Annotated in this window: 10 protein-coding genes; 2 read left to right on the top strand and 8 right to left on the bottom strand. The window is 63.8% G+C overall.

Translation table 11 applies throughout. The features are described from left to right. Positions 1–703: 703 nt before the first annotated feature. From VGH41_RS02190 to VGH41_RS02180, 3 genes are all read right to left on the bottom strand, one after another. On the bottom strand, positions 704–1,165 hold the full coding sequence (locus tag VGH41_RS02190; RefSeq protein ID WP_331595703.1) for a hypothetical protein: 462 nt from the start codon (positions 1,163–1,165) through the stop codon (positions 704–706). A 145-nt stretch (positions 1,166–1,310) separates the two neighbouring features. Beyond that, positions 1,311–1,871, bottom strand: coding sequence for a peroxiredoxin (locus tag VGH41_RS02185; RefSeq protein WP_331595702.1), 561 nt, complete (start codon positions 1,869–1,871; stop codon positions 1,311–1,313). A 164-nt stretch (positions 1,872–2,035) separates the two neighbouring features. Beyond that, positions 2,036–3,382, bottom strand: a complete 1,347-nt coding sequence (locus VGH41_RS02180; protein ID WP_331595701.1) for an EAL and HDOD domain-containing protein — start codon at positions 3,380–3,382, stop codon at positions 2,036–2,038. 308 nt (positions 3,383–3,690) lie between these two features. Between VGH41_RS02180 and VGH41_RS02175 the strand changes: the two genes are divergently transcribed. Next, positions 3,691–5,505 carry a putative bifunctional diguanylate cyclase/phosphodiesterase gene (locus VGH41_RS02175; protein ID WP_414696580.1) on the top strand — a complete coding sequence of 605 codons (1,815 nt, stop codon included), beginning with the start codon at positions 3,691–3,693 and terminating at the stop codon, positions 5,503–5,505. A 103-nt stretch (positions 5,506–5,608) separates the two neighbouring features. After that, the gene (locus VGH41_RS02170; protein ID WP_331595700.1) at positions 5,609–7,066 is read left to right on the top strand and encodes an HDOD domain-containing protein; all 1,458 of its coding nucleotides are present in this window, start codon (positions 5,609–5,611) and stop codon (positions 7,064–7,066) included. Between the two features lie 109 nt (positions 7,067–7,175). On the opposite strand, the gene VGH41_RS02165 is transcribed toward VGH41_RS02170, so the two are convergent. The 5 genes from VGH41_RS02165 to astD form a co-directional block, all read right to left on the bottom strand. Then, on the bottom strand, positions 7,176–8,603 hold the full coding sequence (locus tag VGH41_RS02165; RefSeq protein WP_331595699.1) for an EAL and HDOD domain-containing protein: 1,428 nt from the start codon (positions 8,601–8,603) through the stop codon (positions 7,176–7,178). 287 nt (positions 8,604–8,890) lie between these two features. Then, on the bottom strand, positions 8,891–9,685 hold the full coding sequence (locus tag VGH41_RS02160) for an ABC transporter substrate-binding protein (protein WP_331595698.1): 795 nt from the start codon (positions 9,683–9,685) through the stop codon (positions 8,891–8,893). 237 nt (positions 9,686–9,922) lie between these two features. Then, positions 9,923–10,981: a succinylglutamate desuccinylase gene (gene astE / locus VGH41_RS02155; RefSeq protein WP_331595697.1), complete on the bottom strand. Its 1,059-nt coding sequence runs from the start codon at positions 10,979–10,981 to the stop codon at positions 9,923–9,925. Next, positions 10,965–12,305 carry an N-succinylarginine dihydrolase gene (gene astB / locus VGH41_RS02150; protein ID WP_331595696.1) on the bottom strand — a complete coding sequence of 447 codons (1,341 nt, stop codon included), beginning with the start codon at positions 12,303–12,305 and terminating at the stop codon, positions 10,965–10,967. The genes astE and astB overlap by 17 nt, the downstream gene beginning before the upstream one ends. A 9-nt stretch (positions 12,306–12,314) precedes the next feature. Continuing rightward, complete coding sequence (gene astD / locus VGH41_RS02145) at positions 12,315–13,778, bottom strand: succinylglutamate-semialdehyde dehydrogenase (protein WP_331595695.1); 1,464 nt, start codon at positions 13,776–13,778, stop codon at positions 12,315–12,317. Position 13,779: the final 1 nt, after the last annotated feature.

The following is a 13,779-nucleotide window of genomic DNA, read 5'->3' as shown; positions in this document are numbered from 1 at the left end:
CCTTCTGTTCGTGCGTCAGGTCCTTGAAATCGGGCATCTTCGTCATGTCCTTCACTATGCATCGCCTGGTTCCAGTTTACAACTGCTGAATAGTTACGCCGCCGCAAAGAAAGTAGGCAAAGAAAGCGGGCTTCCAACCGCCAGCCAGTAGCTGTCACCCTCGCCACACACGCGACATTGGTCCGCGACGAGACCGTCCCTCGCGCGGCTTGTCTCTGTGACAAGGCACTCATTCATCCCACTCCGCACTGCGTGCGTCGCGGATCGGTCACCATAGGAAACCACGGGGTCTCCGCACGCTCGCAATTCGAGACTTCGGATTCCAAACTAATACACGCCGAACATTCTTTCGCCAGTTGGCGGTGCGCGGTGGGCGGGGTTGCGTAGCGAGGCCGGGCTTGCAGCTTGCAGAAGGAGTTATGCCTTACGGCGGACGCGTAGCGGACGCTGGAGCGGATGAGTGCTGTGTCACGAAGGCAACTGTGCGAGGGCAGGTCTTGTGTTGGGCCGTTTCCGGTTCACGCCAGAGATGGACACTTATGGGCTGGCGGTCGGAAGCCCGCTTTCTTTGCCTACTTTCTTTGCGGCGGCAAAGAAAGTAGGTGCCGCCCCGCACAGGGGCGAAGCTAATAGACCGCTAAGAACGCAAGGAGAGGCCAACGCCCTAGGCAAACCACCAAAGCGCCGCGCAGGCAAAAAAAAATCAAAGCTTCTGCTCTACAGCCAAACCCAAAACCCTACCCCATTGCCGAGCCTGCCGCTCACTCCCCATAGGCAAAACCCAAACAGGATGTTTAGAATCCCGAACCTTAAGGGAAAGCTGCCACCCGTCGCCCCGGGCGACATCAACCCCTTGCAAATCAGCAAAAATATAATCCCCACGCTCTCCGGCCACCTGCAGGGTACATAACCGTTTCCCGGCGGCAAGCCGAACCATCCCCCATTCGGCCTTTAGCTCGTGCGTCCAGTCCCCGTCATGGATATTCGGTGCAACTTCCTTGCGGCGGCGCAGCCAATAAATCACCGCCGCCACAATCAAGGCCGCAACAACGACAGCAGCCCCAATCGCGACGCCCAAACCAAAATGGGAAGACAACGCGTGAAATGACCAGACTGCGCCATAGATCAGCGCCGCCAGGACCGCAAAAGCAATCACGATAGGCATCAGCAATCACCTCGCATCACAAGCCGGCTCAGCCAACGAAGCCATACAACGAACCCATGGCAAGACATCCAGCCCAAGATCCGCCGCAGGCAAAACAGACAAGACGCGCCAACAACACGCGCGTGCCTCAGCCGCCCCGGGCTGCTTACTGCTTATGCGTAGCGGCCCAATCCTTCACCGCCTTCAACGTGTTCTCGACGTGCTTGTCCGGCGACAGGCTCGTGTACTCGTAAATGACCTTGCCATCGGGCGCAATCACATACGACACGCGGTTCGCCATCGAATTGTGCATCGGCATGCCCGCATCATATGCGCCAATCACCTTGGCATCCGGATCCGCCGCCACCGGGAACTTGTTGCGGCACTCGCTGACCGAAAATTTCGTCAAGGTGTCGATGTCGTCATGCGACACACCAATCACCGTCGCCCCATATTTCTTGTACTCGTCGACCGCATCCGCGAACTCATGCGCCTCGATCGTGCAGCCCTTCGTGAAAGCCGCCGGATAGAAATACAACACCACCGGCCCCTTCTTCAACTCGTCAGCCAGCGAGTACGTATACGTCTTGCCGCCGAGCGACGCCTGCGTCGTAAAGTCCGGTGCGGCCTCGCCCGGCTTCAATGTCGCGGACGCCGTCAGCGCATACAGCGCACATCCCGCCGACAACGCGGCAGCCAGCACAACCGGCATGAACTTTCGTTTCATTTGAAGCCCCTTGAATGGATCCGCTGCCACGCAACCCATGTCGCGTTCGCGCAGCGAAGGAAGAACGCCTGCGCGACGTTCGCGCGCGCAAGCAGCCACGCCCGCTATTGGACCACGTCTTTGCAAAGCCCGCAGCGAAGTCTCGCGAGCTTCGGGCGAACCCGCTACTCCATGCCCGCGTGCGCGCCGAACCACGCCGCCGCCGACAGATTCAGCTCCGCCAGCACCGACGGCGTCAAGGCTGCAAAGCCTGCAGCGCCATCGGCAGCCGCCGCGGCGATCGAGGCCGCGTCGCCGCCCTCTTCCGCGCCGCCGTCCGCGGCTTGCGCAATGCGTAGCAGCGTACCCAGCGCCCCGCCATGTTCGACGATCGCGTCACGGATCAGCGGTGCCAGGCCCAGCCTGTCGAGCGTCGCCGCCGGCGTCGTGCCCAGCACGACGTGCACCAGCGAAAAGATCCCTGTCATGAACGCCGCGTCGGCAAACTCCTCGTCCGACGGACGCATCCAGCGCGCCGCCAGTTCCATGAAGCGCGAACGCGTGCCGGCCAGCTGCACCAGCGGGTCGGAACGCCACGGCAAATCGCCGCCGTCCGCATACAGCAGCAATTGCGCCCAGCGCGCGATCTGCCGCGTGCCGGTCGCAATGATCGCCTCGCGCAGCGAGGCGATATTGCGGCCCAACCCAAACGCGCTCGAATTGACGAGCCGCAGCAGCTGCACGACGACGTTCGGGTTGCGCTTCAATTCGGCTTCGAGTTCGAAGATGCCCGCGTCCCGCGCGAGCAGCGCCAGAAGGCGCAGCAGCGCCGGTCGCGACGAACGGTTGCGCGGCGCGGCCAGCACCTGCGGCCGGGCAAAGAAATACCCCTGGAACAGATGAAACCCGAGCTCGCGTGCCAGCGCAAAGTCCTCGCGAGTCTCAACCTTCTCGGCGATCAGCGTCTTGCCCGCCTCGAGCACCGTCGCCGCCAGCGCCGGCAACTCCGGCCGGGGCGTCAGCAGAAAGTCGATCTTGACGATGTCGGTATGCGGCAGCACGCTGAGCAGCGCCTCCGACAGCTCGCTGACATCGTCGAGCGCCACCTGGAAGCCCGCGCGGCGCAGTTCGCCAAGGCGCCTGAGCACGCGGGCATCGAAAGTGACCGTTTCGAGAATCTCGAGCACGAAGCGATCAGGCGACATCAGATGCACGATGTCGTCGTACAGCAGATCCGGCCCGATGTTCACGTAGCCACGATAGTGCCCCAGCACCGCCGACACGCCGATCCCGCCAATCGTACGCGCCACCACCTGAGCCGTCGCCTGGGCGTCGTCGCTCACTTGCGCATAGTTGTGTGCGCCGGAGCGGAACAGCAGTTCGTAGGCATTGAGGGCGCCGTTGCGATCGAGGATAGGCTGGCGGCCCAGATAGACAAAGGCTGCCTCATCGGCACCCGGGACACGCCGGGTGACTGGGGCGAGCACCTGGGCGGCCCCGTGCTTGGCCTTGGCAGTGAACGGTTCAGACATGGATCATCGTTGCAGGATTTCGGAAAGGCTGCGCGGCGGGACGGTCGGCCACGCGCGCGTCACGGGCTTGCTACGCTAGCAATAACGGTCAACAAGCGGCGCCACTTTAACCGAATCCCCCCAAGCCGGGTCAAGCCAGTGGACGGCTACTCCATTACGGTCAGTTTTTTACAGCGGGCGCTAAAGATTTCGGCGCGCCGGTCGTTATCTCGTTCTGATGGGCGGCTTCATACCTCCTGACCAACCCGCGCCGGACCGGCGGGCACGAGGGTTCCGCCTGCAGACGAAACGGCTTGCCAGCGAGAAACATGGAAGCGAACAGGATCACTGCGCCCCGCCGGGGCTCCTTGCGCACGGTCATCGACCGGGTCCGTGCGTTGGGCCGGCGCGCGGACAGCACCCCACAGGCGAGCACCAACGGCACGCACCTCGAACAGGCTGCGGGGGCGGTCGACCTGCTTGCCCACATCGACCGGGAGCAGCACTTCCTGTATGTGTCGGACGCAAGCCTGCGCTTCATCGGCTATCACCGCGAATACTTACAGACCATTACCTTGCACGAGCTCGTCGCGCCTGCCGACGCCGAACGGCTCGACGCGTTGCTGGCGCGCGCCTCGGCCACCGGGGCCGTCGAAAAAGCGACCCTCAGCCTGATCAAGTCGCTGACCTATCCGATCATGGTCGAGCTGCGCGTCGTGCGCAGCAGCCACGACGGCGTCGAAGGCTTTGCGATTGCGGGCTTCGACGTGTCCGCCTGGTGCGCCACCGAAGAACGCCTCACGCATGCGCTGCACCACGACCGCCTGACCGGCCTCGCCAATCAGTCGGCCCTCGTGCCGGCCCTGCTCGACGCCCAGCAGCAAGCCGACGCGCACGGCACGCCCGCCGCCCTTTTGCTGCTCGACATCGACGATTACCAGCGGGTCAACCGCGCGCTCGGCTACGACGCGGGCGACGACATGCTGCGCGAGACCGCACGGCGCCTCGTGAACACGGCGACCCAGGAAGAAAAGATTGCGCGGGTGGCGAGCGACGAATTCGCCATCCTCGTGCCCGCCTGCGCGAGCCGCACCTATGCCGCGGCGGCCGCCGAAGCGCTGGCCCGGCGTCTGTTGACCGCCATCCAGCAGCCGTATGTGTTCAATGGGCAGCAGGTGCATCTGTCGGCCAGCATCGGCATTGCGCTGTATCCGGATGTGCGCCACGCCAACGACACCGCCGCGCGCGACAACCATCTGCTGCGCTGGGCCGACCACGCTCTCTCGCAGGCGAAGGCGGCCGGCGGCAACACGCTCGCCTTCTACGTGCCGGACGACGACCCCGCCGACGCCGAACGCCTGAAGCTCGAGGCCGACCTCTACGACGGTGTGCGCAACGGCGAGTTCTCCCTGCACTTCCAGCCCATCACGAGCAGCCAGACGCACGGCGTGGTCGGCGTCGAAGCGCTGATCCGCTGGCTGCATCCGCTGCATGGCCTCGTGCCGCCGTCGATGTTCATTCCGCTCGCCGAATCGGTCGGGTTGATCAACTACCTCGGCAACTGGGTCCTGAAGGTTGCGTGCATGCAGCTGATCCAGTGGGACGCGATGGGCATCAAGCTGCAATACGTGGCGGTCAACGTGTCGCCGCAGCAGTTCCGCGACCCGCGCTTCAAGGACAGTGTGCGCGAAGCGATCGAGCTCACCGGCATCGACCCGCGCCGGCTCGTCTTCGAGATCACCGAAAGCCTGCTGATGCACGACCCGGCGCATGCGAAGGGCCTGCTCGAAGAGCTGACAGCGATGGGCATCCGCTTCGCGGTCGACGACTTCGGTACCGGCTACTCGAGCCTTGCCTATCTGCAACGGTTCCCGCTGGCCAAACTCAAGATCGACCGGAGTTTCGTCGAGAATCTGCTAACCTCCCGCAACGATCAGGCAATCGTAAGCGCAGTGGTCGGACTCGCGCAGACGCTTGACCTGGAGCTGGTCGCAGAGGGCGTGGAAACAGAAGCACAGCGCACCCTGCTGACCGAGATGGGATGTGACCATATTCAGGGCTGGCTCGTCTGCAAGGCGTTGCCATCCGATGAACTGGCGCGACGCTTCGAAGCGCGCACGCTGCATTTGCACGCACCGGCATGACGCATACTCGGCAACCCGGGCAATTCAGGCGCCCGAGCATCGGACCCCGGCTTCGTGCCGGCCTGCCTCTCATTGGAACATGTATGGCTTTAGCGGGAATCACATGGTAAAGGCGGCGGTGCTCGACAGGCTCTGGTCGCGAATGAGCGAGCGCGGCGATTTCCCCATGCTGTCGCAATCGCTGCGCACGACCATGGCTGCAATGAACAATGACGACCTCGATTTCTCGGGTCTCGTGCAGGTCGTGCTGTCGGATTTCGCACTGACCCAGAAGGTGCTGCGTCTCGCCAACTCGGCGATGTACATGGCCTTCGGCGGCAATATCACCACCGTGTCGCGCGCCCTGATGGTGCTCGGCATGGATGCGGTCGGCCACCTGGTGGTCGGACTGAAGATCGTCGATCACTTTCATCACAGCGTGCCGCGCCGCATCGACGCCAAGCTCGAACTGAACCGCACCATGCTGTCGGGCTGCGTGGCCCGCAAGCTGACCGAGCGCGGCGACCTGCGCGCCGCCGAAGAGGCCGTGGTCTGCACGCTGATGCGCCAGATCGGCAAGCTGCTGGTGGTGTTCTATCTCGACGCCGAGTGGGACCAGATTCGCCGTCAGATCGAAAACCACGTCGACGAAACCGAGGCGTGCAGCGCGGTGCTCGGCGTCACCTACGAAGAGATCGGCCTTGAAGCGGCGACGCGTTGGCGTCTGCCGGACATGATCCGCTCCGGCATGGCCGAGTTCGATCCGCACGCCACGGACGAACCCCGCCAGGTGCAGTGGCTGCGCGCCATTACCAACTACTCGACCGACGTGGCAAGCGTGCTGACCACGCCGAACATGCCCGACTGGCAGCGCGAAGCACGCATCGAAGAACTGGCGCACCGCTACGGCCGCGCACTGAACACCGACCCGGACGTACTGGTGGAGATGAGCGTGGCGCTCGCGCACGAGGAAGACGGCGACGGCGTGATGCGCGAGATCGTGGAGTTGCGCGCCAACGCCGATGCGATTGCCCGCGAGGCGCTCGATCCGCAGGCGCGCATCGCTGCGGGCGTTGAAGACCTGCGCGAACTGCCCGACGGCAGCGCGCTCGGACCGGCTCTCGCGCTCGCTTCCGAAACCGTGCACGCGGGTCTCGGCTTCACGCGCACGGTGATGTTCGTGCGCCATAGCAGCGGCACGTTCAAGGCACGCATGGGTTTTGGTCCGAACATCGACGACGCATTGCCCAGCCTGTCGTTCAATACCGCATTCGAGCCGGACGTGTTTCATCTGGCCATCGCGAACTCGGTGGGTATCTTCATTGAAAACGCGCGTGATCCGAAGATGGTGGCACGGCTGCCGGAATGGTTCCGGCGCAGCTTCTTCGATACGCGTTCGTTCGTGCTGCTGCCGGTGCTCGGCGAGAATCAGTCGACTGTCGCCCTGCTCTACGGCGACTGGTGTCAGACAGCGGAGCCCCGCCGGATCTCGCAAGGCGAGATGGCCGCATTGAACGAACTGGCGCGGGAGTTAGGACGTTTTTTTTCCCACGCGCCGATGCGGGAAATGGAGATGCTGTGAAGGGGTAAAACAGTTCGGGCTCGATGGCTGCGCCTGCAGCAACGTCAAGCCCGGCTGAAGCGCCGCGCACCCGACGGGACGCGTAGCGCGCCCCGCCGGATCGACGAGGTCAATCCTCGATCCGCTCCAAACCACTCGCCTCGGCGCTGCGATCCGCCACCCCGGCCCACGCGGCCGCCACCAGTCCAAGCTCCGCGACTTCGCCGACCGTGAGCGGCGCAAGCCGCGCGCAGGCGGCTTCGATGTCCGCCCACGAGCCGTCCTCGAGCGCGTCCACAGCCGACAGCAGCAGACCCAGCACGCCCTCGTGATGCAGGATCGCCGCCTGAATCGGCTTCGACAAGGTCAGGATGTTGAGGGTGCTTTCGATCGACCCGCCGAACACCGCGTCGACGAACGAAAACACGCCGGTCAGGAATGCCGCGTCGGCCTCGTCACGTCCTGCTTCCGGTAGACGCAACACCGCCAGTTCCATGAAGCGCGCGCGGGTTGCCGCCAGTTGCAGCAACGGGTCGTCTTCCAGCGCGACCTTGCGGCCGTCGGCGTAGAGCAGCAACTGGGTCCAGCGCGCAATACGATTGGTGCCGGTTGCGTTGATTGCTTCGCGCAGCGTCGTCACCTTGTGGCCAACCGCGAGCCCGCTCGAATTCGCCAGCTTCATCAGATGCATCACCAGCACGGGATTGAGCTTCAGCTCGGCTTCGAGTTGCGCCACGGTCGGGTCGCCGGCCAGCAACTGCAGCAGGTTCAGCAACGCGTGACGCGGTGCGCTTACGCGCCGCAACGATGCCGTGTGGGCGCGCGCAAAGTAATAGCCCTGGAATTTGTCGAAGCCAAGATTGCGCGCGGTTTCGAAATCCTCGTGCGTGTCGACGTCCGTCGCGATCAGCAATTTCCCCGCGGACTTCAGCACACTTGCGAGCTTCGGCAACAGGGCGCGCGAGATACGCGGAAAGTCGATCTTCACGCCTTCGACATACGGCAGGAGCTTCGCGAACGCGTCGTTGGGCACCACCACGCTGTCCAGCACGAAGCGATAACGCCGCGCATGCAGCGCGATGATGCGTTCGATCAACGCGCCGTCGACTTCGATGTCCAGCGCAATTTCGAACACGAAGCGCTCGGCCGGGATAAGTTCGAGCGCGTCGTCGAATAGCATTTCGCGGGTCACGCCCAGGTAACCGGCATGTCCAGCCAATGCGCCACGCATGCTGGAACGCGCCAGTGCGTGGGCGATGGAGTGCGTTCGGGTGACCGGTGCCGCACCTTCCGATGACGTGACGTCTGCGGCGGCGGCCTCGCCAGTGGTGGCAGGGTCCTGAGTAGCGGCATGGTCGACCGCCTCGCCTGCGGCCGCAGCTTCGGTTTCGTTCGACGCCACGCTGGCGGCAAAATGAATCTTCAACTCGAAGCCGCACAACATGCCGTCCCGATCGAGGATCGGCCGCCGGGCGAAACAGGGATTGTGTTGCGCGTCGTCCGTGCCGTCCGGCGCCGGCGCGGCCCCGACAGGATCGACGACTTCGATGCTGGTCATTCCAAATCCCCCGATGAGCGCCTTGGCGCTTCCTGCTGTTCTGTGGTTCATGCATGCGGCGCGCGCAGGGCTGCGAACGCCGCGCGGCGCCACTGTGCGAGCGCTGCCTGATTTTAGCGCAGGCCGCTTCGATCAGGCGTGGCGAGCCGTTATTTTCAGAAAATATTCGACAGTGCACGCCAAACCGGATGACGTGCATGCGCCGCCCGAAACACCACCGGCCGCAAGCGCGGCCGGTGGGGTACATCATGCATTCCGGATAGCGCGTCTGTGTGCGCGCAGCCGCTTTACTTCAACACGACCTTCACGTCGAAGTATTTCGCCGCGAAGCGGTCAATCGTGCCGTCTGCCTTCAGTTCCTTGAGTGCCTGATTCACGGCATCCTTCAGGGCCGTGTCGCCCTTGCGCAGACCGAAGCCCACGCCGCCGCCCAGCAGCTTTGCGTCGCTGACCGGCGGACCCGCGAACTCGAAGCCCGCGCCCTGCGGACGGCTCAGAAAGCCCTTCGAGGCCGCTTCAGCGTCCTGAAACGCCGCATCCAGTCGACCCGACGCCAGGTCGGCATAGATCTGGTCCTGCGTCTGATACGGCACCACGTCGACCCCGGCCGGCGCCCAGCGCGCCTTCGCGTACGTCTCCTGAATCGTGCCCTGCAGCACACCGACGTGCTTGCCCTTCAGCGAGGCCGGTGTCGGCAGCAGACCGCTGCCCTTCTTCGCGATCATCTGATTCGGGATCGTGTAGATGGGATCAGTGAAGTCGATTGCAGCGCGACGTTGCTCGGTGATCGTCATGTCCGAATTGATCGCACTGAACTTGCGTGCTTCCAGTGCCGGGATCAGGCCGTCGAACGAATTCTCGACCCATACGCACTTCGCCTTTAGCTTCGCACAGACGGCATTGCCGATATCGATGTCGAAACCTTGCAAGTCGCCCGCCGGCGTCTTCGATTCGAACGGTGCATACGATGCCTCGACGCCGAAACGGATTTCCTTGATGTCGCTCGCGGATGCATTGCCTGCAGCAGTCGCGGCCGACGCGAAGAGCGCGAGCGCGGCCATGTTTCGCCAATTCATTTTCATTCGGGGTATTCCTAAACGGGATTGAATCAAACAGAGCTGAACCTGCACCGCATGATTGCGACGCCAAAATTCCGGTTCAAACTCATGCGGCTGGTGTGGTGCAGCGCAGCAGCCGCGAGCGCGGGATTGTACAGGGTGTGAAGTCCGCAACTTCGGCAGATGTGGCCCAAGGCCTTCGAACGCAGTGCGAAATATGATTTTGCGAATCCGCAACTTCGTGTCGCGAATCGACAAGGATCAGGCAAGCGCCGCCAGCGTCTCGTGGGTCGTCTCGATCACCAGCAAGCCCGCCCGCAGGCCCGGCTTCACCGTGGGATTCGGAAACACAATGCGCTCTTCCGCATGACGCACCGTGTAGCGATACTCTCCATCACGTGCGAGCAGCGTGTCCTTTTCGAATGGCGTGAAGTTCGATACATCGGCGGCCACCAGCAATTCGAACGCATCGCTTTGCTTGGTGATCTGATCGATCACGGTGAATACGCGTGGCAACGGCGCCGCAGGGTCGCCCTGCTGACCCGCCAGCAGATGACGCAGCGCCTTGTCAGCGCCGCCAAAACGCGTCAGGTCGTTCTGGCCGAATGGACGCACCTTGCCCAGTTCAAGCGTACAGGCTTGCGCCCCGCAGGCCTGCGCGGTGAAATGCGAATAGGTGTTGCCCTTCGTCGTATGCAGCAACACGGCTGAGATGGCCGCATCGCGCAGCCATTCGAACATGGTGCGCGACAACGGTTCGCCGGTATGCGGCAACAGCGCGAACTGCTCGAATACCGACGCGCGGATCGCCGTATGCATGTCGATATGCCAGCGTGCGTCCGGTGCGTTCGACGCGCCGGCAAAAAACTGTAGCGCGGCGCGTTCCAGTGCCGCCGCGCGCGGTGCCTCGTGACTGTGCGGTACGTGCGTATGGCGAGCGCTGAAGAGGCGGTTCAGGTCGTCGTCGAGATAGCGGCACGCGTTGCGCATCGCGTCGACGTTGCCCAGGATCACCAGCAAGCGGCACGTCAGCGCCGCGCGACCCTCTGCGATGTCGCGCACGAGCAGCGACAACAATTCGATCGGCGCCGTTTCGTCGCCATGCACGCCCGCCGACGTCAGCACGCTACGCAAGTTCGGAGAAGTGGCCGCAAGCGGTTCGAACTGGAGCACACCGTCATCGAGCCACGTCCAGCGCACGCCGTTCGCACACTCGCCTGCCGCTTCATCTGCGCAAGGACGCGTCCCGGCCAGCGTATAAGCGAGAAAGTCCTGCAGCAGCGCGTTGTTGTTCATGTCGCGCTCAACGCTGGAAGTCATACAGCGAACCCAGCCCGAGGATCTGCGTCAGTTCGTCGAGCGCCGTGCGCGACTCGACCAGCAGGCTCGGGTCGGCAAGATCGGAAGGCGCGAGCCGATCGCGATAGTGCTTCTCGATCCACGCATCCAGACGGCCGAACAGCGTGTCGTTGATCCACACGCCGGAACTCACCGCCGCGCGCTCCGCGTCGCTCAGCACCACGCGCAGACGCAGGCACGCCGGACCGCCGCCGTTCTTCATGCTTTCGCGCAGATCGAACACCAGCACCTCGTCGATCGGACCGCTATGCGAACTCAGCTCATCCAGATAAGCAGCCACGCGCGCATTTTCGCGGCACTCCTGCGGCACCACCAACACCTGCTTGCCGTCCGGGCGCGTGAGCAGTTGACTGTTGAACAGATACGACGTGACGGCGTCGCTGACGCTGACCTGCGCATCCGGCACTTCGATCACATCGAACTTCACATCCAGCCTCGTCAGCTTGGTGCGCAGTTCGTCGTACACGGCCTTCTGTTCGACGAAGGCCCGCTCATGACAGAACAGCGTATTGCGATTGCCGACCGCGATCACGTCGTTGTGAAACACACCGGCGTCGATCACGTCGGGATTCTGTTGCGCATACACCGTGGCGGCTTCAGCGAGGCCATGACGATGCGCAACCGCGCGGCTCGCCTCGAAAGTCTGACGCGCCGGATAGCGCTTCGGCTCCGGTCCGCGGCGATACTCGCTGCGGCCATAGACGAAGAATTCGACGCCCCGTGTGCCATATTCCGCGCAAAAACGCGTGTGATTCGCGGCACCCTCGTCGCCGAGCGCGGGCGTGCCGGGCAGCGCTTCGTGCACTGCGAAACGCGACGCGTCCGCGAAGATCGCGCCGAGCGTGCGGCGCGTCGATTCATGTTCGATGGCGCGATGCAGCTTGCTGCACAGATTGGCCGGCGTGAAATGCACGCGGCCGTCGTGCGTGTCCGCAGACGGGCTCACCGTCGCGGCGTTCGCGGTCCACATGGCCGACGCGGAACTGGCGGCCGCGAGCAGTTCCGGTGCATCTTTCGCCACGCGCGCAATCACGCTCGCGTCATCGCCGGAAAAACCGAGCTCGCGCAACAGACGCGTCGACGGACGCTCTTGCGGCGGCAGCACGCCTTGATGAAAGCCGAGATCCGCAAGCTGCTTCATCTTGCGCAAACCCTGCTTCGCCGCGGCCTTCGGATTGGCAATGGACTTGTCGTTGTTCTGCGACGCCACGTTGCCGAACGACAAGCCGGCATAGTTGTGCGTCGGACCGACGAGCCCGTCGAAATTGGCTTCAGTGGCTTGCATCGTCGATCCTCAGAAATGAAGGCCCGGCGACACGCTCGCGGGCATTTGCAGTTGGGCGCTTTCGACGGAGGCCATCGGATACGCGCAATAGTCGGCGGCGTAATACGCGCTCGGGCGGTTGTTGCCGGAGCGTCCGGTGCCGCCGAACGGCGCCGCAGACGACGCACCATTGGTCGGCCGGTTCCAGTTGACGATGCCCGCGCGGATGGTGCGCTGGAAGTGCGTCCACAGCGTTTCGTCGTCGGCCAGCAGTCCGGCCGACAAACCGAAGTCGGTATCGTTGGCACGTTCAATGGCTTCGTTGAAGGTCGCATAACGGACGATCTGCGCGAGCGGTCCGAAGTGCTCTTCATCCGGCAGATCCGCGACGTGGGTTACGTCCAGAATGGCCGGCGTGACGAAGCCGAGTTGCGGGTCGCGCTGTTCCATCCTCAGCAGCGACTTTGCGCCGCTGTCCAGCAAATGTGCCTGGGCGTCCACGAGACGCTTTGCGGCGCGCGCCGAAATCACCGCACCCATGAACGGCTGCGGCTCGGCGTTGTATTCGCCCACCGTGATGCGCGAGCTCACATCCGTCAGGCGTGCAAGGAAGCGCTCGCCAAACGCATCATCCGGCACGAAGATACGCCGCGCGCAGGTGCAACGCTGCCCTGCCGACAGAAACGCCGATTGAATCGTGTGATGCACGGCGGCATCGAGATCCGCAACGGGTCCGATCACGAGCGGATTGTTGCCGCCCATCTCGAGCGCCAGCACAATCTCCGGACGGCCGCCAAACTGCTTGTGCAGCAGCGTGCCCGTATCCGAGCTGCCGGTGAAGAACAGGCCGTCGATCTGCCGATGATTCGCCAGTGCCACGCCCGTGTCCTTCTCGCCTTGCACGAGGTTCAGCACGCCAGCAGGCAAGCCCGCCTCGCGCCATGCTTCGACGGTGACCTGTGCGACACCGGGCGCCAGTTCCGACGGCTTGAACACGACCGCATTGCCCGCGATCAGTGCCGGCACGATATGCCCGTTCGGCAAATGCCCGGGGAAGTTATACGGCCCGAACACCGCCACCACACCATGCGGACGATGCCGCAGCACGGCGGTGCCGTCGGCCAGCGGCGCGCGCTTTTCGCCAGTGCGCTCGTGATAGGCCTGGATCGAGATCTCGACCTTGGCCGCCATCGACGCCACTTCGGTACGCGCTTCCCACAGCGGCTTGCCGGTCTCGCGGCCAATCGCTTCGGCGAGCGCTTCCTTGCGTTCGGTGATGAGCGCAGCGAAACGGCGCAGCACCGCGCAACGGTCATCCACGCTCAACGCGGACCACGCGCCAAACGCGCGACGCGCGCTGCGCACCGCCCGCTCGACGTCCCCGGCGGAGGCGCTGCGCCCTTCCCACACTGTCGCGCCCGTACCCGGGTGGCGCGACGCGAAAACGTGTCCTGTGCCGGCGGCCCATTCGCCGTCGATGAAAAGCTCGCTCATG

This window comes from Paraburkholderia sp. (assembly GCF_036488795.1).
In the GTDB taxonomy this organism is placed as follows: domain Bacteria; phylum Pseudomonadota; class Gammaproteobacteria; order Burkholderiales; family Burkholderiaceae; genus Paraburkholderia.
This window is presented reverse-complemented; position numbering and strand designations above follow the sequence as displayed.